Source organism: Lysobacter capsici (genome assembly GCF_018732085.1).
In the GTDB taxonomy this organism is placed as follows: domain Bacteria; phylum Pseudomonadota; class Gammaproteobacteria; order Xanthomonadales; family Xanthomonadaceae; genus Lysobacter; species Lysobacter capsici_A.
In genome coordinates, this window is the sequence record NZ_CP076103.1 from 861,840 (window position 1) to 881,094 (window position 19,255).

Consider the following 19,255-nt stretch of genomic DNA (forward strand, 5'->3'; position numbering starts at 1 on the left):
CGGCGGCCTTGATGAGAATTGTTCTCAACAATACGCTTCGTCAGTGGGGAATCAAATCGAATGATCCGACGGTTCCGATAGCTCGTGGCTATCGACGGCCGTGTCGGCACGGCGTGCGTTACGTGACAGGTAATTCAGCGCAAGCGCGCCGCGCCGCATAGTTGCGGCCATGAAGCCCCCCGTCGCCGACCCGGCCGCCCGCTCCCGATCGCCCCATGGCAGGGCCGTGACTGTCGCCGGTTGCCGCAAAGTCGCCCGCACTCTATACTTTTGCGGCTCTACCGGGCGCTTTGCGCCAACCCCAGACCGACGAGACCCGCGTGCACGATCCATTGTCCGCAGGCCGCCGGCTGGCGTCGCGCGCGATTGCCTGGCAAGCCGGCGCGACGGCGCTGGTCGCGCTGGCCTTCTACTCCAAGGGCGCGTCCTTCGCGCTCGCGGCTGCGGTCGGCGGCGGCGCGGCGGTAGCTGGCAGCCTCGTGGCGGCCAGGATGGCACTGGGGGGAGGCGTGCAACCGGCCGGGATGGCTGTAGGACGGTTGTTGGCCGGCGTCATATTCAAGTGGGTGGCGGTATTGACGGTATTCGGGCTGGGACTGGCCTGGTGGCGTCTGCCTCCACTCCCCATGCTGGTGGGTTTGCTCGCGGCGACGCTGGCTTTCGTACTGGCTAATCTTTTGAAACAACGATGAAGGTGTCTTTCGTGAGTGAACAGACCGGTTCGGGCGGCCTGAACGAATACATCAAGCACCATTTGACCCACAACACCAGTGAGGTCTTTGGCAGCGAAGCGTTGTCGAAGTTCAACTTCGACTCGTGGATCGTCGCCTTGGTGCTCGGTTTGCTGTTCATCCTGTGGTTCGGCCTGGCGGCGCGCAAGGCGACCGCGGGCGTTCCCAGCAAGGGCCAGGCGTTCGTCGAGATCATCCTCGAGTTCATCGACGGCCAGGTCAAGGACACCTTCCACGGCGACCGCCGCACGGTGACGCCGCTGGCGCTGACCATCTTCATGTGGGTCGTGTTCATGAACACGATGGACCTGCTGCCGCTCGACCTGTTCGGCTGGCTGGTGCATGTCACCCAGGGCGCGGAAGTCGCGCACCACACCTATTTCCGCGCAGTTCCGACCGCCGATCTCAACACCACCTTCGCGATCTCGGCCTCGGTGTTCTTCATCCTGATCGGCCACGCGATCTCGGCCAAGGGCGCCGGCGGCTTCGGCAAGGAACTGGTCACCGCGCCGTTCCACGCGCACGGCGTGATGAAGATCGTGCTGGTGCCGGTCAATCTGGTCATGAACATCATCGAGTGGCTGGTCAAGCCGGTTTCGCTCGCGATGCGACTGTTCGGCAACATGTACGGCGGCGAGCTGGTGTTCATGCTCATCGCCGGTCTGATGGGAAGCATCTACACCTTCGTGCCTGGCGTGCTCGCCAACGCCGCCTGGGCGATCTTCCACATCCTGATCATCCTGTTGCAGGCCTTCATCTTCATGATCCTCACGGTCGTCTACATCGCAGGCGCCCGCGAAAGCCATTGATTCAAGCCGCGTCACCCGCTGCATCCCTAATTCCAGCTTTATCTATCGTTTTCCCTTCACCGCTTAGCACTACCTCTACCAGGAGAAGCACCATGGAGTACATCGCCAACGTTCAGGGTCTGACCGCGATCGCGATCGGCATCATCATCGGTCTCGGCGCGCTGGGCGCTTGCCTGGGCATCGCGCTCATGGGCTCGAAGTTCCTCGAATCCGCCGCGCGTCAGCCCGAACTCGTGCCGATGCTGCAGGGCCGTATGTTCCTGCTCGCCGGCCTGATCGACGCCGCGTTCATCATCGGCCTCGCCGTTGCTCTGTTCTTCGCGTTCGCCAACCCGCTGATCAGCGTCCTGCAGACCGCTGGCTGATCCGCGTCGGCCCGCGCCCCAGGCGCGGGCCAGGCAACCCGGACCGGCCTCGGTTGGTCCAACGTAAGTAACGTCGAGGACCCGTCATGAATCCCAACATGACTTTCTTCGGTCAGATGCTCTCCTTCGCGATCCTCGTTTGGTTCACGATGAAGTTCATTTGGCCGCCGCTGAACGCAGCGATCGAAGCGCGCCAGAAGAAGATCGCCGAAGGTCTGGCGAACGCCGAAGGCGCCGAAGTTCTCATCCAGCAGGCGCAAGCGCAGGCGGACGAGGTCGTGCGCGAAGCCCGTACCAAGGCCAACGAGGTCATCGACCAGGCCCATCAGCGCGCCAACCAGATCGTCGACCAGGCCAAGACCGATGCGATGGTCGAAGGCACGCGCCTGAAAGCGCTGGCCGACGCCGAGATCGCCGCCGCTGCCGACCGCGCTCGCGAGGAACTGCGCAAGCAGGTGTCCGCGCTGGCCGTGAGCGGCGCCGAAAAACTGCTCAAGCGCGAAATCGACGCCAACGCCCACAAGGCGCTGCTCGACGAGCTTGCCGCAGAAATCTGATCGGATAGCCCAACGCGATGAGCCAGAACCTCACCCTCGCCCGACCGTATGCACGCGCCGCGTTTTCGCTGGCGCGCGATGCCGGCCGTTCCGCGCAATGGTCCGACGCGCTCGCCTTCTCGGCGCGCGTCGCCGCCGATCCGCAGGTGTCCGCGCTGCTCGGTCATCCGCAGCTCAGCGCCGCCGACGCGATCGCCCTGATCGCGATCGACGGTGCGGACGAGTCGGTGCAGCGCTTCCTCGCGCTGCTGGCCGACAACCGCCGCCTGGCGCTGCTGCCGGAAATCTCCGGGCTGTTCGAACAGCTGCGCGCCGAGGCCGACCGCGTGGTCAAGGCCAAGGTCACCTCCGCCAGCGATCTGCCGGCGGCCGAACTCGATGCGATCAAGGCCGCGCTGACCAAGCGCTTCGGCCGTCAGGTCGACATCGAAACGGCCGTGGACGCATCGCTGATCGGCGGCGCGGTGATCGACGCGGGCGACGTGGTGATCGACGGCTCGCTCAAGGGCAAGCTCGCGCGCCTGCAGACGGCATTGGCCGGTTAAAGCCGGGAATGGGGAATTGGGAATAGGGAATCGTCGAAGCCAGCTCTTCCGACTCCCGACTCCCGATTCCCGATTCCCAACCAAAAGAAAGCCCGCGCGTCGCCCCATCGCGATGCAGGACCAAGGAAACGACAATGGCAAGCACCCAGCTCAACCCGTCCGAAATCAGTGAACTGATCAAGACCCGCATCGAGAAGGTCAAGCTGGCCGCCGAAGCGCGCAACGAAGGCACCGTCACCTCGGTGTCCGACGGCATCGTGCGCATCCACGGCCTGGCTGACGTGATGCAGGGCGAAATGATCGAACTGCCGAACAACACCTTCGCGCTCGCGCTGAACCTGGAGCGCGACTCGGTCGGCGCCGTGGTCCTGGGCGATTACGAGCATCTGCGCGAAGGCGACATCGCCAAGACCACCGCACGCATCCTGGAAGTGCCGGTCGGTCGCGAACTGCTCGGCCGCGTGGTCAACGCGCTCGGCGAGCCGATCGACGGCAAGGGTCCGATCGGCGCGGCGATGACCGCTCCGGTGGAGCGCGTCGCCCCGGGCGTGATCTGGCGCAAGTCGGTCGACCAGCCGGTGCAGACCGGCTACAAGACCGTCGACGCGATGATCCCGATCGGCCGCGGCCAGCGCGAGCTGATCATCGGCGACCGTCAGACCGGCAAGACCGCGCTGGCGATCGACGCGATCATCAACCAGAAGGGCACCGGCATTAAGTGCGTGTACGTCGCGATCGGCCAGAAGGCCAGCTCGGTCGCCAACGTCGTGCGCAAGCTGGAAGAAAACGGCGCGCTCGCCCACACCATCGTGGTCGCCGCGACCGCGTCGGAATCGGCCGCGATGCAGTACATCAGCGCCTACTCGGGCTGCACCATGGGCGAGTACTTCCTCGACCGCGGCGAAGACGCGCTGATCGTGTACGACGATCTGTCCAAGCAGGCCGTGGCCTACCGCCAGATCTCGCTGCTGCTCAAGCGCCCGCCGGGCCGCGAAGCCTACCCGGGCGACGTGTTCTACCTGCACAGCCGCCTGCTCGAGCGCGCCGCGCGCGTGTCGACCGAGTACGTCGAGAAGTTCACCAACGGCGAAGTGAAGGGCAAGACCGGTTCGCTGACCGCGCTGCCGATCATCGAAACCCAGGCCGGCGACGTTTCGGCGTTCGTGCCGACCAACGTGATCTCGATCACCGACGGCCAGATCTTCCTGGAAACCGACCTGTTCAACGCCGGCATCCGTCCGGCCGTGAACGCCGGTATCTCGGTGTCGCGCGTCGGTGGCGCGGCCCAGACCAAGATCGTCAAGAAGCTGTCCGGCGGCATCCGTATCGCCCTGGCCCAGTACCGCGAGCTGGCTGCGTTCGCGCAGTTCGCTTCCGACCTCGACGAAGCCACCCGCAAGCAGCTCGAGCGCGGTCAGCGCGTCACCGAGCTGATGAAGCAAAAGCAGTACGCGCCGATGTCGATCGCCCTGCAGTCGCTGTCGATCTATGCGGTCGACAAGGGCTTCATGGACGACGTGCCGGTGAACAAGATCGGTGCGTTCGAAGAAGCGCTGCACGCGCACTTCACCAATACCGCCGGCGAGCTGGTCGACCAGATCAACGCCACCGGCAATTGGAACGACGACATCGAAGGCGCCTTCAAGAAGGGCATCGAAGAGTTCAAGCAGACCGGGACCTGGTAAGGCCGGGAGTCGGGAATAGGGAGTCGGGAATCGGGGAAACCCGCGCCGGCTCCTCCGATTCCCGATTCACGATTCCCCATTCCCACGAGCGGAGCGAGTAAATGGCCGGCGGCAGAGAAATCAAAACCAAGATCAAGAGCGTGCAGAACACCCGCAAGGTGACGCGCGCGCTCGAAATGGTCTCGGCTTCCAAGATCCGCAAGGCGCAGGATCGGATGAAGACCTCGCGCCCGTACGCGCGGGTCATCAAGCAGGTGATCGGTCATCTGGCCCAGGCCAATTCCGACTACCAGCATCCGTACATGATCGAGCGCAAGGATCCCAAGCGCGTCGGTTATGTGATCGTGTCGTCCGACCGCGGTCTGGCCGGTGGCCTCAACAACAACCTGTTCCGCAAGCTGCTGGGCGAAATGCGCAAGTGGCAGGAGCAGGGCGTCGAGGTCGACGTGGTCACCATCGGCCAGAAGGCCTCGGTGTACTTCCGCCGGGTCAAGGTCAACATGCTGGCCTCGGTCACCCATCTGGGCGACAAGCCGCACCTGGAGCAACTGGTCGGCGTGATCAAGGTGATGCTCGACGCGTACAGCGGCGGCAACATCGATCGCGTGTTCCTTTGCTACAACGACTTCGTCAACACCATGACCCAGCGCGCGGCGTTCGATCAGCTGCTGCCGCTGCCGGCGCCGGAAACCCAGGTCGCCAAGCACGACTGGGACTACATCTACGAACCCGATGCGGAGACCGTGCTCAATCACGTGCTGACCCGCTACATCGAGTCGCTGGTGTACCAGGCGGTGCTGGAGAACGTGGCCTCCGAGCATGCCGCGCGCATGGTCGCGATGAAGTCGGCGAGCGACAACGCCAGCAAGCTGATCGGCACCTTGAACCTGGTCTACAACAAGGCCCGTCAGGCTGCGATCACCCAGGAAATCTCCGAAATCGTCGGCGGCGCCGCGGCGGTTTAAGCCGGGAATGGGGAATCGAGAATAGGGAATCGACGAAAGCCCAGGCTTTTGACTTCCCATTCCCGACTCCCAATTCCCCATTCCCGACAAACGAATCAAACAAGTTAGCTGGAGTTACAACCATGAGCCAGGGCAAGATCGTTCAGATCATCGGTGCGGTCGTCGACGTCGAGTTCGCACGCGAGTCGGTTCCGCGCGTGTACGACGCGTTGAAGGTCGAGAACACCGCCATCACCCTCGAAGTGCAGCAGCAGCTGGGCGACGGCATCGTGCGCGCGATCGCGCTCGGTTCCACCGACGGCCTCAAGCGCAACCTGGTGGCGATCAACACCGGCAAGGGCGTGTCGGTGCCGGTCGGCGCGGGCACCCTGGGCCGCATCATGAACGTGCTCGGCGAGCCGATCGACGAAGCCGGTCCGGTCGAAGCCACCGAGCATTGGGAAATCCACCGCGCGGCGCCCGATTACGCCGACCAGTCCTCGGGCAACGAGCTGCTGGAAACCGGCATCAAGGTCATCGACCTGATGTGCCCGTTCGCCAAGGGCGGCAAGGTCGGCCTGTTCGGCGGCGCCGGCGTGGGCAAGACGGTCAACATGCTCGAGCTGATCAACAACATCGCCACCGAACACGCCGGTCTGTCGGTGTTCGCCGGCGTCGGCGAGCGCACCCGCGAAGGCAACGACTTCTACCACGAGATGGCCGAAGCCGGCGTCATCCAGCTCGAGAGCCTGAAGGACTCGAAGGTCGCGATGGTGTACGGCCAGATGAACGAGCCGCCGGGCAACCGCCTGCGCGTCGCGCTGACCGGCCTGACCATGGCCGAGTACTTCCGCGACGAAAAGGACGCCGACGGCAAGGGCCGCGACGTGCTGTTCTTCGTCGACAACATCTACCGCTACACCCTGGCCGGCACCGAAGTGTCGGCGCTGCTCGGCCGCATGCCGTCGGCGGTGGGTTACCAGCCGACCCTGGCCGAGGAAATGGGCGTTCTGCAAGAGCGCATCACCTCGACCAAGACCGGCTCGATCACCTCGATCCAGGCCGTGTACGTGCCCGCCGACGACTTGACCGACCCGTCGCCCGCGACCACCTTCGCCCACCTCGACGCCACCGTCGTGCTGAGCCGCAACATCGCCTCGCTGGGTATCTACCCGGCGGTCGATCCGCTCGACTCGACCTCGCGTCAGCTCGACCCGAACGTGATCGGCGCCGAGCACTACGACACCGCGCGCCGCGTCCAGGCCACCTTGCAGAAGTACAAGGAGCTCAAGGACATCATCGCGATCCTCGGCATGGACGAGCTGTCGGAAGAAGACAAGCAGGCCGTGTCGCGCGCGCGCAAGATCGAGCGTTTCTTCTCGCAGCCGTTCCACGTCGCCGAAGTGTTCACCGGCGCCCCGGGCAAGTACGTGTCGCTCAAGGACACGATCCGCGGCTTCAAGGGCATCTGCGACGGCGAATACGACCACCTGCCGGAGCAGGCGTTCTACATGGTCGGCGGCATCGAGGAAGCGGTCGAGAAGGCCAAGAAGATGGGCGTGGGCTAAGACGCCTGACGGCGTCTTGGGAATTGGGAGTCGAGAATCGGGAATCGTAAGAGCGGAATGTCGGCCATTGCGGCTTTAGGCGATTCCCCATTCCCCATTCCCGATTCCCGTCGAACGAGCAAAGCGAGAGAGATATGGCCACCACGTTCCGTTGCGACATCGTCAGCGCCGAGGAAGAAATCTTCCACGGCGAGGCGACGCTGCTCGTCGCCACCGGCGAGATCGGCGAACTCGGCATCGCGCCGCGCCATGCACCGTTGATCACGCGCCTGAAGCCGGGCAAGGTCGTGGTGACCCTGCCCAACGGCGAGCACCTGGATTTCGCCGTGTCCGGCGGGATTCTTGAAGTGCAGCCGCAGGTCGTCACCGTGCTGGCCGACACCGCGATCCGCGCCCAGGACATCGACGAAGCCGCCGTGCGCGCCGCCAAGGAAGAAGCCGAGCGCGCGCTGGCCAACCGCGGCCCGCAGATGGACATCGCCGAAGCCCAGAGCAAGCTGGCCGAAGCGATGGCGCAGCTGCAGGCGCTGGAGCGTCTGCGCAAGAACATGCAGCACTAAGCCGGCCGTTGCACGCCGCTTACGAAAACGCCGGCCTGGGGCCGGCGTTTTTCGTTTTCGGCTTGGCGTCGGTGCGATGGGTAGCAGCAGCGCGTTTGAGCTGCTCCCCCCTTTGAAAAAGGGGGCAGGGGGGATTTGCTCTTGCCGCCAATCGCACTGATTCGACACAAGCAAAAGCAAATCCCCCGGCGCATTCGCGATCAACCACCCAAGCTGCAACGCAGGCGCCAGCCCCCTTTTTCAAAGGGGGCGAATTCTCTGCTTTGCGGTGTAGATCCGGATTCGCGCTCGTGCTCGCGCGCCGACTTTTGTACGACCAAGCCGCAGCGCAAACGCAGCCCGGTTCTCGGCGCCGATGCCCCAACCACGGCGCAAACGTCACCGAGCTCTCAGCGCCGATACACCCAATGCCGCGACATCACGAACCCGATCCCGCCGAGTATCACCTCGATCACCGGCTTGGCCGCCCAGGTCCATTGCAGGCCGGCATAGGCATCGACCGTGCTGATCGCCCAGGTGCTCAGAATGGTCGTGCAGATCCACATGATCGCGAATCGCGCGAACTGCCGGCGCCCGACCCGGGTGTCGTCGCCGGCGAAGGTGAAGCGGCCATTGAGCCAGAAACCGAGCAGCGCGCCGCAGATGCGGCCGGCGAGGTTGGCCGCTTCCACCGGCATGCCCAGATGGCTGAGCCCGACCATCACGCCCCAGTCGAGGAAGTACTGCAGCGCGCCGAACAACAGGTAGTTGCGGCCTTGCCGGCCCAGGCTCACGCGTGGACCTCCGGGCGAACCAAGCAGGGACGGCGCGGCCGGACAGGGGGGAGTGCGGTCATCCGCGCATTCTAGCCAAGCCAGGCTGTACCATCGCGCCCATCACCCACCGGCACGACGGAGCGGCGGTTTGCGCAGCGCGGTTCTGATCCCCTGTTACAACGAAGCCCGGACGGTGGCCAAGGTGGTCGCCGACTTCCGCCGGGTCCTGCCGGACGCGCAGATCTGGGTGTTCGACAACGCCAGCACCGACGACACCGCCGCGATCGCGCGCGCCGCCGGCGCGCAGGTGCATCGGGTGCCGGCTAAGGGCAAGGGCAACGTGGTGCGGACGATGTTCCGCGAAGTCGACGCCGACGTGTACCTGATGGTCGACGGCGACGACACCTACCCGGCCGATCACGCGCTGCTGCTGCTCGAGGACATCGTCAACGGGCATGCCGACATGGTCGTCGGCACTCGCCTGGAATCGCACGATTCGGGTTCGTTCCGGCGCTTTCACGGCTTCGGCAATCGCCTGGTGCGCTGGAGCATCGGCAGCCTGTTCGGCCAGCCGGTGCGCGACGTGTTGTCGGGCTACCGCGCGTTTTCGCGCCGCTTCGTCAAATCGATGCCGGTGTTGTCGCGCGGCTTCGAGATCGAAACCGAGATGACCGTGTTCGCGATGGCCAACGCCTTCGTGCTCAGCGAGCGCACCGTGCCCTACGGCGTGCGTCCGGAAGGCAGCGTGTCCAAGCTCAATACGTTTCGCGACGGCTTCCGGGTGCTGCGCACGATCGGATTTCTGTTCAAGGACTTGCGGCCGCTGCGATTCTTCGGTGTCGCCGCGCTGATTGCCGCATTGGCCAGCCTTGGCTTCGGCGCGTTCGTGGTCCACGAATTCAGCCAGACCGGCGCGGTGACCCATCCCTCGACCGCGGTGCTGGCCGCCGCGCTCGCGCTGACCGCCTTCATCCTGCTCGCGACCGGCCTGATCCTCGACACGGTGAACCGGCGCAGCAACGAAATCCTGCGGCTGATCACCGATCAGGTGGTGCGGTACAAGTCGGATTGAGCGACGCGCTCGGCCGGGCGTACGCGGGTCGCCGTCGCATGATCGCGTCCAACGCTCGCGCGCTCAGGTATCGATGAACGCGAATCCATCCGGCAAGGCTTCGCGACGTTCGCGCCAGTGAGCCGGGATGCCCTCGCGACCAACGAACAACGCCACCACGCCGCCGACGATCGCGCACAGCGTGTCGCGATCGCCGCCGGCCTGGACCGCCAGCCACAACGCGTCTTGGTAGTTTTCCAGCGACTGCCCGCAACACCACAAGGCGTAAGGCACGGTGTCCTGCGCCGACATCTGACTGCCGTTTCCCAGCAGAGCGACGGCATGGTCCAGCGAGGCGACCCGCGACAGCGACTGCGCGCGGACCAGCTTCGAACGCACTTCGCTGGGCGGCAGGGATTGCAGGATCGACGCGAGAAACGACGCGTGCTCGGGACGTTGGCCTTCGCCGCGATAACGCCAGGCCCAGGCCGCGGCCAACGCGACCGCCACCGCGCCGGCGATGCCTTCGGGATGGGCATGTGTAACTTCGGCCGACGCATGCGCCTGGGCGACGACCGCGTCCAGATCATCGGAAAAATAGCCGCCGATCGGCGCGGCCCGCATCGCCGCGCCGTTGCCGTGCGAGCCCTGGCCGCCGAACGAGGATCCGGCGACCTCGCGCCATGGCTCGCCGTTGCCGATGCGTTCGAGCACGCGGTGCATCGATGGCCCATACGCTCGGTCGTATTCGTAGTGCTGTGCCATGCGCATCGCAAGGCGTTGCTGATCGATGGCGCCGCCGTCGGCGAGCACCGCGACGATCGACAGCGACATCTGGGTGTCGTCGGTATACGGCCATGGTCCGGGCGGCACGATGCACTGCGCGAGCCATGGGTCCGACAACGCCGGCTCCTGGAAGAAGCACTGCCCGAACGCGTCGCCGATCGACAGGCCGTCGAGCGCGAGCAAGGCGCGATCCAGTGGGCTCATGGCCGCGCTCATGGCGCCGCCTTGACGCAGATCGGCGCGAACGGCGCACGCGCCAGCGGACATAGCTCGACCTCGGCCAGGCTGTCGCGCACCGGCAGGCAGGCGCCGCCGACCGTCAGCCCGTACAAGGCCATGCGTTCGGCGGCGGGATGGTCCACGCGCACCGGGCGCAGCAGCCACAGCGGGCCGACATGGGTGGCGATGGTGCGTTCGACGCGTTCTTGCAGGCGCGTGCAGCGCTGCGGGTCCATGAAGTTGTTGCGGATCGCCAGCGCCGGCACCTCGCGCGGCAGGAACGCGACCGCGTGCGCGATCGGGTTTTCGGTGCTGGTCACCACCACGCTGTTCTTGGGTAGCGCCGGATAGCTCACTTCGATCATCGGCGAACGGAACGGATCGCGGCCCCAGTTCGGATGCTTGGTCGGCGCGATCACCAGCACCATCGCGACCAGCAGGGCGGTGCGGGGCCGGCGGCCGGCGAACAGGATCGACACCACGCCGACGATCAACACCGAGAACAACAGTTCCAGCGGCAGCAGATAGCGGTAGATGCTGTACATCGCCAGCCACCCGAAGTAGCTGACCAGCACGAAGGCGAGCAACGGCCAGCGCAGGGCGAAGCGGATGGGCGCATCGTCGTTCGCGTCGTGCGAGCCGCTCGCGGCGGGTACTTGCACCGGCGTCGCCGCCGCGCCGCGCGCGCGGCCTCGCCACACCCAGATCGCGAGCGCGATCAAGCCCAGGAGCACGCGCGGATCGGCCAACAGCATTTCCGAGAAATCGCGGCTGCGGCGCAGCAGCCGGAACGGGGCGTTCAAATACTGCAGCGTGCCGTGGGGCAGGTAGCGCAGGTCGCGCAAGGCGTCGGGCGCGTAGTCGGGCGAATGGAACCAATGGTTGAAGTAGGGGAACAACGGGTTGCCGTGGTGCTGCCACAGGTACCAACCCCACGGTCCCCAGCACAGCGCCGCGCCGATGCCGCCGCCGAGCGCCAGCGCGCCGATGCGCGCGGGCAGTTGCCGTACCGGGCCGGCGCACAACGCCGCGGCGATGAAACCCAGGCAATAGGTCGCGGCGGTGAGCTTGAACCCGGCCGCCGCGCCGGCCAGCAGGCCGATCGGCAGCCAGATCGCGAACGGCCCGCGCCGTTGCTGCGAGGCGGCCAGCCAGTACAACGCGGCCAACACGAACGCGGCGACGATATGGTCGTTGAAGGTCGCCGCCGTGCCCGGATACACCGCCGCGCCGGTGATGGCGACGAACCCGGCGACCCAGGTGCGGGCGCGGCTGCGCTGCGCCGGCATCAGCGTGTCGAGCAGGCGCAGGCCGAAGAACAGCGCGAGCAGGCTCGGAATCGCCAGCCACACGGTGATCGGCACCCCGCCGACGCCGGCACGGACCATCAGCGCGAACGGCAGGTCGACGATGGGGTTGTGCCAGGTCTGCATCTGCGCCGCCGCGATATCGCTGTCCAGCCGTCCTTCCATCCAGGCCAGCGGCGTATACAGGTGGTAGTTGCGCAGGTCCCAGTTCGCGTCCTGGCGCAGCACCACGACCGCGATCACGGTAAAACACAGGGCTACCAGTGCGGAGGTTCGCCAGGCAGCGCGGTCGGTGGGCATACAGGGTCCTTGAACGGCGAGTTGCTAAGATTCGTCCTCGACGGGGGGCCCGCGTCAAGCAACCGAATGTAAGGAAGATTTCAACCATGGCTCATGAGTCGATGAACCAGCTGCACATCGTGATTCTCGCCGCTGGCGAGGGCAAGCGCATGAAGTCGGCGACGGCCAAGGTGCTGCAGAAGATCGCCGGCCGGCCGATGCTGGCGCACGCGATCGAAACCGCGCGGGCGCTGGGCCCGGCCGGCATCCACGTGGTCTACGGCCACGGCGGCGAGCAGGTCCGCGCCGCGTTCGACGGCCAGGCCGACCTGCACTGGGCCGAGCAGGAACAGCGCCTGGGCACCGGCCACGCCGTGCAGCAGGCGATGCCGGGCGTGCCGCAGGATGCGCGCGTGCTGGTGCTGTACGGCGACGTGCCGCTGATCACCGCCGACACCCTGCGGCGGCTGCTGGCCGCCCCGGGCCGGCTGGCGGTGCTGGTGGCCGACATGGACGACCCGACCGGTTACGGCCGCATCGTCCGCGACCCGGAAGGCCGGGTCGGCCGCATCGTCGAGCACAAGGACGCCGACGAGGAACAGCGCGAGATCCGCACCGTCAACACCGGCATCCTGGTCGCCGACGGCGAACCGCTGCGGCGCTGGCTCGATCGCCTGGGCAACGACAACGCGCAGGGCGAGTACTACCTCACCGACGTATTCGCCGCGGCCGCGGCCGAGTACAGCCCGGCCGAGATGGTGCATGTCGCCGATCCGGTCGAAGTCGAAGGCGCCAACGATCCGTGGCAGCTCGCCCAGCTCGAACGCGCCTACCAATTGCGCGCCGCGCGCGAGGTCTGCGTGCAGGGCGCGCGCCTGGCCGATCCGTCGCGTTTCGATCTGCGCGGCACGCTCAGCGTCGGCCGGGACGTGGAGATCGATGTCGACGTGGTGCTCGAAGGCCGGGTCGAACTCGGCGACGGCGTGCAGATCGGCCCGTTCTGCCGGCTCCGCGACGTCACGCTCGCCGCCGGCACGCTGGTGCGCGCGCATTGCGATCTCGACGGCGTGGTGGTCGAGGGCGCGGCGGTGATCGGCCCGTATTCGCGTCTGCGTCCGGGCACGGTGCTCGCCGACGGCGCGCATGTCGGCAATTTCGTCGAGACCAAGAACGCCCGCATCGGCGTGGGCAGCAAGGCCAATCACCTGACCTACCTGGGCGATGCGGTGATCGGCGCCGGCGTCAACGTCGGCGCGGGCACCATCACCTGCAACTACGACGGCGTGAACAAGTCGACCACCACGATCGAGGACGGCGCCTTCATCGGCTCGAACTCGTCGCTGGTCGCGCCGGTCACGATCGGCAAGGACGCGACCATCGCGGCCGGTTCGGTGATCACCCGGCCGGCGCCGGCGGGCGAGCTGAGCATCGGCCGCGCGCGTCAGTCGACGGTGGAAGGCTGGAAGCGGCCGGTGAAGAAAAAGCCGCAGGACTGATCGACGGTGGGGCGCGTCGCCGCGTCATGGCCGTTCGCCGGAGAGAGTTTGGGAAGCCGGTTGTGCTTCCCAAACTCGGGTAGAACCTCGCCCGTGTCGCGGCGAGTCATGCATCGGGCCGCCATGAACCAGGGCGATTGCCTATCGACGCGCGCACCGGGCGCGCGCCGCTACGATCGAAATCACGGAACGTATTCCACCGACGCGGTGCTGCCGGCTTGCGCCTTGATGATCTGGGTGTAGTAGCTGGCCGCGGCGCTGGTGCTGAGGAAGGCGTTGGGCGCCCAGATCATCACGCCTTGATAGCCGCCGCTGGCGACGTTCGCCGCGATCGTGCGCGCTTGCGAGGCCGAGCTGAACTCCGGCGAGATGCCGAGGAACAAGTTGCTCTTGAGCATGCCGTAACCGACATACGGCGTGAGATAGCTGACGCTGCCGCCGTACGTCATCTCATAGCCTTCGGTCAGCTTGGTCGCCGCGTTGTAGGGCGCGGAAAAATACTGCGAGTCCGACCACAGCGCCTTGCTCAGGGTCTTTCCGGAAAAGCCCGAATTGCTTCGGATCGCGCTGAGCACGGAATAGAACGCACTCGCGTTGCCCGAACAGGTGGAATACTCGTCGTCGACATTGATGCCGTTGAGACCGTAGCGCACCACTTCGGCCACCATCGCGTTGCCGAGCTGGCTCGCCGCGCTGGCGCTCATGTTGCACGACCAGCCCGCGTTCTGGTGATTGCCCAGGTACGAGATCTGGACCTTGATTCCCTTCTGCTGCAACGCCCTGACGATCGCGATGTTGTTGTCCAGGATCGTGCTCATCTGCGAGTTGTAGTACAGCACCGGCGTGTTGGGGCTGCTGCCGTTGATGTTGGCGGCGAACAGAACGAGGTCGGAAAAGAACGGCTTGCCGGTGCCCTTGACGATGAAGCGCCCGACGTCGCTCACGTTTTGCGGCGATGGATTATTCAGGAATACGACATTGCGCGCGTCGGCGGCGGAACTCGCGACAAAAGCCATTAAACCAGCTGCGAAAAGCGTAGATTTGCTAAGCATTGGCGAATCTCCTGTTCCATTGTTTGGAAACTGCATTCGATTTGACGGGTGCACACGGACCGTGCCGATTGGGGTTCGTGGTCGTCATATCCAGAAACGAATGCGAGGGCCACTCCCCTACCGTCGCCAAGCATCGTCGTCACGCTTGCGTCTCGATGTGATCGCGTGGGCAACTTCGAACAGATCGCGAACGAAGCACTGTCGATGAAAGCCATCGTCGCAGCCATCCGCGCGCCGCGATGCGACAAGACGTTCTTTTTACGTACGACACAACGCACAACGCCACGGCCGGAGCCGTGGCGTTGTGCGTTTGCTTCGATCATTCGCCGCGTTCGCGGCGACGCGTCGTCGTTCGCCCGGGCTCAGCGCGTACCGCCGCCGGCCAGCAACTGCTCGCCGGTCAGCCAGTACGAATCGTCCGAGGCCAGGAACACCGCGATCGAGGCGATGTCGTCGGGCTGGCCGATGCGGCCCAGCGGCGTCTGCGAGACCGCCCAGGCCTGGAAATCCGAACCGATGAAGCCGGCCGAGTGGGTGCCTTCGGTTTCGATCATGCCGGGGTTGAGCGAGTTGACCCGGATCTTGCGCGGGCCGAGTTCGCGCGACAGCACGCCGGTGATCGCGTCGACCGCGCCCTTGGTGCCGGTGTAGACCGCGCTGTCGGGCGGGGTGATGCGGCTGACCACCGAACCGATGTTGATGATGCTGGCGCCTTCGCCCAGATGCTTGGACGCGGCCTGGGTGGTCAGCAACAGGCCGAGCACGTTGACGTTGAACTGCTGGTGGAAGTGTTCTTCGGTGATCTCGGCCAGCGGGCCGAACGCGTAGACGCCGGAGTTGTTGACCAGCACGTCGAGGCGGCCGAACTGCTTGACCGTGGCGTCGACGATGGCCTGGGCGTCGGCGCTCTTGGACACGTCGCCCTGGACCGCGACGGCCTTGCCGCCGGCCGCTTCGATGGCCGCGACCACCGCGTCGGCGCCGGCCTTGCTGCTGGCGTAGTTCACCGCGACCGACGCGCCCTGCGCGGCGAGCGCCTTGGCGATGGCCGCGCCGATGCCCTTGGATGCGCCGGTGACCAGCGCGACTTTGCCTGCGAGTTTGTTGCTCATGATCGATGAAGTCCTGTTTTGGGGGATGAAGCGGAGGTTAATTCCAGTAGTTCAGAACATATGAACTATGGAACTTGAAGTCAAGGGCCTTTAAGATGGCCGCATGAAACCCCTGGTGCATCCAGCGATCGAGGACATCACCGTGGAGGGCATCCTCCATGCGCTGTCGGACCCCGTGCGCGCGGCGATCTACGCGCAGATGGCCGGCGCGGCCTGCGCGATGAACTGTTCCAATTTCCTCCAGGTCAGCGACCGCAGCATTCCCAAGTCGACCCTGTCGCTGCATTTCCGCGCGCTGCGCGAGGCCGGGCTGATCCGCAGCGAGCGGCGCGGGGTGGAAATGCACAACACCACCCGCTGCGCGGACGTCGAGCAGCGTTTCCCGGGGTTGATCGGCGCGATCCTGTCGGCGCACGGCGCGCAGGCGGTCGAGCGCGCGAAGCTCGCCAAGCGCAAGGCTGCCGCGGCCAAGTCCAGATCGGTTTGAGCCTGGTTACCCGCAGCGTTCGCGCTTGAACGCTGCGCACCTGAAAAAAGCCTCACCGACGAGTGCATGCAGGCGATGATCCGCGTCGCTCGCGGCGGCGTCTATCCGGATCGTGCGCAGCGGCGAATCACGCAACGCGGACGGCCCGACTCAGTCGGGCAACACCATCGACACGCACAGGCCGCCGCCTTCGCGATTCAACAGCGCGATGCGGCCGCCGTGGGCCTCGGCGATCTCGCGCGCGAGCGCCAGGCCCAGGCCGGTGCCGTTGCGCTTGGTCGAGTAGAACGGCAGCAGCGCGTTGGACAGCACCGAGTCGTTCATGCCGGTGCCGCGGTCGAGGATGTCGATGCGCCAGGCGTCCTGCACCCGGCGCAGCTGCAGGCGTACTTCCTCGGGCGCCGAGCCCGACTCGTGCGCGTTCTTGAGCAGGTTGATCAGGCATTGCTCGAGCTGGGCCACGTCGACGCGCGCGATCGCGTCGCCCTGGATGCCGTCGAAGGCGAAGTCGACCTGGCTGCGCAGTTGCTCCACGAAGCGCGACCATTCGATCGGCTCCAGCCGCGGCGCCGGCAGTTTGGCGAAACGCGCGTAATCGCGGATGAACCCTTCCAGATGGCGCGCGCGGTCTTCGATGGTGGCCAGCGCGGTCGGCAGGCGATCGTACTGGCCGCGACGCAGCAACTCGGCGCCGGAGTGCGCAAGCGAGGCGATCGGCGCCAGCGAGTTGTTGAGTTCGTGGCTGATGACCCGGATCACTTTCTTCCAGGTCTGCACTTCCTGCCGGCGCAGCTCGGCGGTGAGCTGGCGCAGCAGCACCAGTTCGTGGGCGCGGCCGTTGAGGCGGAACACCCGGCGCGAGAGGTGATAGATCTCCTCGTTTTCGATATCGCCGACGGTGAACATGCCGTCGCCGCCGCGATCGAAGGCTTCCTGCATCGGCACCGGCGCGCGCGCGAGCAGGGCGGCGAAATCCTGGCCTTCCAGGCGCTTGCCTTCGCCCAGGGCTTTGCGCGCGGCGAGGTTGCCGTGGATGATCCGGCGCGAGGGATCGACCAGCAGCATCGCCACCGGCGTGTTCTGGACCATGGTGTCGAGCAGCAGTTCGCGCTGGACCAGGCTCAGGCGCTGCTCGCGCAAGGTGTCGCCCAGGCGGTTGTGGCTGGCGACCAGTTCGCCCAGGTCGCCCTTGCCGTCCCAGTGGAAGCTGATCGAGTAATCGCCGTCGCGGTAGCTGGCGACCGAGCCGGCGAGGGCGCGGAACAAAGAATTCATCGGCGCGAACGCGCGCCGCACGTGATAGACCAGCAACGGCGCCAGCACCGCGAGCACGATCGCCAGCACCAGCCAGCGATTGCCGATCCACTGCGACAGCCACAGCGTCGCCGCGGCGCCGACCGCGAGGTACACCAGCGCGATCGCGCTGAACACCAGACTCAATGGGGGACGGCGCATGCTCATGTCCTCAGTCGCGCTTGATGCCGAGTCTTTCAAGACGTCGGTACAGCGCCTGACGTGACAGGCCCAGTTCGCTCGCGGCCTGGGCCAGGACGCCGCCGGCGCGTTCCAGCGCGGCTTCGATGGTGGCGCGGTCGAGTTCGTCGCCGCCGATCGCGATCGCCGGCTGCGCGGCGGCCGCGGGCAGGCCGAGGTCGGTCACGCCGATGCTGTCGCCGCGCGCCAGCAGGGCCGCGCGCTGCAGGGTGTTGCGCAGTTCGCGCACGTTGCCGGGCCAGGCGTGCTGCAACAGCGCGCGCTCGGCGTCCTCGCTCAGGCGCTTGCCGGCGGCGAGCGGATTGTCCTGGAGGAAATGCCGGGCCAGCGGCAGCACGTCGTCGCGGCGCTCGGCCAGCGGCGGGATGTCGATCTGGATGGTGTTGAGCCGGTAGTACAAATCCTCGCGGAAACGGCCGTCGCGGATCATCGCCGGCAGATCGGCGTTGGTCGCGCTGATCACCCGCACCTTGACCTGGCGTTCGCGGTTCGAGCCCAGGCGTTCGAAGCGTCCGGTTTCCAGCACCCGCAGCAGCTTCATCTGTCCGGTCGGCGGCAGGTTGCCGATTTCGTCGAGAAACAAGGTGCCGCCGTCGGCGGCTTCGAACTTGCCCTCGCGCATCTTGTTGGCGCCGGTGTAGGCGCCGGCGTCGGCGCCGAACAACTCGGCTTCGATCAACTCCGTCGGCAGCGCGCCGCAGTTCAAGGTCACGAACGGGCCGGACTTGACCGAAGAGTTGGCTTGCACGATCTCGGCGATCTTTTCCTTGCCGGCGCCGTTGGGGCCGGTGATCAGCACCGGCACGTCTGCGCGGGCGACGTGGCCGGCCAGTTCGACCACGCGCGCGAGTTGTTCGGAACCGAACACCAGCCCGCGCAGGTCGTAACGCGCTTCCAGGTCGCGATGCAGCTTGCGGCGTTGCTCGTGCAGGCGCGAGACCTCCCGCGTGCTCGCGCCCAGTTCGAGCAGGTTCTCGACGCTGGCCAGCAGTTTCTGATCGTCCCAGGGCTTGGCCAGGTAATCGGCGGCGCCGGCCTTGGCCAGGTCGACGGCGATGTCCAGGTGGGTCCACGCGGTCAGCAGGATGATCGGCAGGTCCGGGTGGCGCGCGCGGATCGCGCGGAACAGCGCCACGCCTTCTTCGCCGGAGGTGGTGTCGGCGGTGAAGTTCATGTCCTGCAGGACCAGGCCGATGTCTTCGCGCGCCAGCGTGTCCAGTCCGGCTTCGGGCGACTGCACGGCGATCACCTGGATCTCGCGCAAGCCGAACAGCAGGTCCAGCGCGGTGCCGACCGCCGGGTTGTCGTCGATGACCAGGACCGTGCGCATCTGGGTTCCGTGTGGAGTGGCCGCAGTGACGGCGGCCGAGTGCGGTGAGTATGCCAGCGGGGGCAGGGGGCGGTGAATTGCGCGTGGATCGCGCACTGCGTGGTGTGTGGCGTGTTTGCTGGG

19 protein-coding genes are annotated in these 19,255 nt (G+C 66.2%); 12 read left to right on the plus strand and 7 right to left on the minus strand.

All coding sequences use genetic code 11. The features are described from left to right. Window positions 1-320: 320 nt before the first annotated feature. The 9 genes from KME82_RS03485 to KME82_RS03525 all read left to right on the plus strand — a co-directional run bounded on the left by KME82_RS03485 (window position 321) and on the right by KME82_RS03525 (window position 7,764). Entirely contained in the window at window positions 321-692 is a 372-nt protein-coding gene (locus KME82_RS03485) for a hypothetical protein (protein ID WP_036109156.1), read from the plus strand. Beyond that, a complete protein-coding gene (atpB, locus tag KME82_RS03490; protein WP_215497293.1) occupies window positions 689-1,540 on the plus strand; it encodes a F0F1 ATP synthase subunit A in 852 nt (283 codons plus the stop codon). Before KME82_RS03485 ends, atpB begins: the two co-directional genes overlap by 4 nt. Window positions 1,541-1,632: 92 nt before the next feature. Beyond that, window positions 1,633-1,905, plus strand: coding sequence for a F0F1 ATP synthase subunit C (atpE, locus tag KME82_RS03495; protein WP_036108959.1), 273 nt, complete (start codon window positions 1,633-1,635; stop codon window positions 1,903-1,905). Window positions 1,906-1,991: 86 nt separating this feature from the next. Further along, window positions 1,992-2,462: a F0F1 ATP synthase subunit B gene (locus KME82_RS03500; RefSeq protein ID WP_056115963.1), complete on the plus strand. Its 471-nt coding sequence runs from the start codon at window positions 1,992-1,994 to the stop codon at window positions 2,460-2,462. Window positions 2,463-2,479: 17 nt separating this feature from the next. Then, window positions 2,480-3,007, plus strand: a complete 528-nt coding sequence (locus tag KME82_RS03505; RefSeq protein ID WP_215497294.1) for a F0F1 ATP synthase subunit delta — start codon at window positions 2,480-2,482, stop codon at window positions 3,005-3,007. Window positions 3,008-3,141: 134 nt separating this feature from the next. Further along, on the plus strand, window positions 3,142-4,692 hold the full coding sequence (gene atpA, locus KME82_RS03510; RefSeq protein ID WP_036108950.1) for a F0F1 ATP synthase subunit alpha: 1,551 nt from the start codon (window positions 3,142-3,144) through the stop codon (window positions 4,690-4,692). A 101-nt stretch (window positions 4,693-4,793) separates the two neighbouring features. Next, window positions 4,794-5,657 (plus strand): F0F1 ATP synthase subunit gamma, encoded by an 864-nt coding sequence (atpG, locus tag KME82_RS03515; RefSeq protein ID WP_215497295.1) that lies wholly within the window; start codon window positions 4,794-4,796, stop codon window positions 5,655-5,657. A 122-nt stretch (window positions 5,658-5,779) separates the two neighbouring features. Beyond that, window positions 5,780-7,204 (plus strand): F0F1 ATP synthase subunit beta, encoded by a 1,425-nt coding sequence (gene atpD / locus KME82_RS03520; RefSeq protein ID WP_046660007.1) that lies wholly within the window; start codon window positions 5,780-5,782, stop codon window positions 7,202-7,204. 134 nt (window positions 7,205-7,338) lie between these two features. After that, window positions 7,339-7,764, plus strand: coding sequence for a F0F1 ATP synthase subunit epsilon (locus KME82_RS03525; protein WP_215497296.1), 426 nt, complete (start codon window positions 7,339-7,341; stop codon window positions 7,762-7,764). Window positions 7,765-8,153: 389 nt separating this feature from the next. Here the strand turns inward: KME82_RS03525 and KME82_RS03530 are convergent, their stop codons facing one another. Further along, on the minus strand, window positions 8,154-8,537 hold the full coding sequence (locus KME82_RS03530; RefSeq protein ID WP_215497297.1) for a GtrA family protein: 384 nt from the start codon (window positions 8,535-8,537) through the stop codon (window positions 8,154-8,156). 130 nt (window positions 8,538-8,667) lie between these two features. Here KME82_RS03530 and KME82_RS03535 point away from each other — a divergent pair, with 130 nt between their 5' ends. Further along, the gene (locus KME82_RS03535) at window positions 8,668-9,591 is read left to right on the plus strand and encodes a glycosyltransferase (protein ID WP_215497298.1); all 924 of its coding nucleotides are present in this window, start codon (window positions 8,668-8,670) and stop codon (window positions 9,589-9,591) included. 63 nt (window positions 9,592-9,654) lie between these two features. Here the strand turns inward: KME82_RS03535 and KME82_RS03540 are convergent, their stop codons facing one another. Together KME82_RS03540 and KME82_RS03545 are read right to left on the minus strand one after the other, a co-directional pair. Beyond that, window positions 9,655-10,560 (minus strand): ADP-ribosylglycohydrolase family protein, encoded by a 906-nt coding sequence (locus KME82_RS03540; RefSeq protein WP_215497299.1) that lies wholly within the window; start codon window positions 10,558-10,560, stop codon window positions 9,655-9,657. Window positions 10,561-10,568: 8 nt separating this feature from the next. Then, complete coding sequence (locus KME82_RS03545) at window positions 10,569-12,182, minus strand: hypothetical protein (protein ID WP_215497300.1); 1,614 nt, start codon at window positions 12,180-12,182, stop codon at window positions 10,569-10,571. 101 nt (window positions 12,183-12,283) lie between these two features. Here KME82_RS03545 and glmU point away from each other — a divergent pair, with 101 nt between their 5' ends. Beyond that, window positions 12,284-13,657, plus strand: a complete 1,374-nt coding sequence (glmU, locus tag KME82_RS03550) for a bifunctional UDP-N-acetylglucosamine diphosphorylase/glucosamine-1-phosphate N-acetyltransferase GlmU (protein ID WP_215497301.1) — start codon at window positions 12,284-12,286, stop codon at window positions 13,655-13,657. Window positions 13,658-13,839: 182 nt separating this feature from the next. Here glmU and KME82_RS03555 read toward each other — a convergent pair whose 3' ends face one another. Then, the gene (locus tag KME82_RS03555; RefSeq protein WP_215497302.1) at window positions 13,840-14,601 is read right to left on the minus strand and encodes a hypothetical protein; all 762 of its coding nucleotides are present in this window, start codon (window positions 14,599-14,601) and stop codon (window positions 13,840-13,842) included. A 470-nt stretch (window positions 14,602-15,071) separates the two neighbouring features. After that, complete coding sequence (locus KME82_RS03560; RefSeq protein WP_215497303.1) at window positions 15,072-15,821, minus strand: glucose 1-dehydrogenase; 750 nt, start codon at window positions 15,819-15,821, stop codon at window positions 15,072-15,074. A gap of 103 nt (window positions 15,822-15,924) precedes the next feature. Between KME82_RS03560 and KME82_RS03565 the strand changes: the two genes are divergently transcribed. Next, window positions 15,925-16,308 carry an ArsR/SmtB family transcription factor gene (locus KME82_RS03565; protein WP_215497304.1) on the plus strand — a complete coding sequence of 128 codons (384 nt, stop codon included), beginning with the start codon at window positions 15,925-15,927 and terminating at the stop codon, window positions 16,306-16,308. Window positions 16,309-16,458: 150 nt separating this feature from the next. Here the strand turns inward: KME82_RS03565 and KME82_RS03570 are convergent, their stop codons facing one another. Beyond that, window positions 16,459-17,763 carry a sensor histidine kinase gene (locus KME82_RS03570; RefSeq protein ID WP_215497305.1) on the minus strand — a complete coding sequence of 435 codons (1,305 nt, stop codon included), beginning with the start codon at window positions 17,761-17,763 and terminating at the stop codon, window positions 16,459-16,461. 10 nt (window positions 17,764-17,773) lie between these two features. Continuing rightward, the gene (locus KME82_RS03575) at window positions 17,774-19,132 is read right to left on the minus strand and encodes a sigma-54-dependent transcriptional regulator (RefSeq protein ID WP_215497306.1); all 1,359 of its coding nucleotides are present in this window, start codon (window positions 19,130-19,132) and stop codon (window positions 17,774-17,776) included. Window positions 19,133-19,255: the final 123 nt, after the last annotated feature.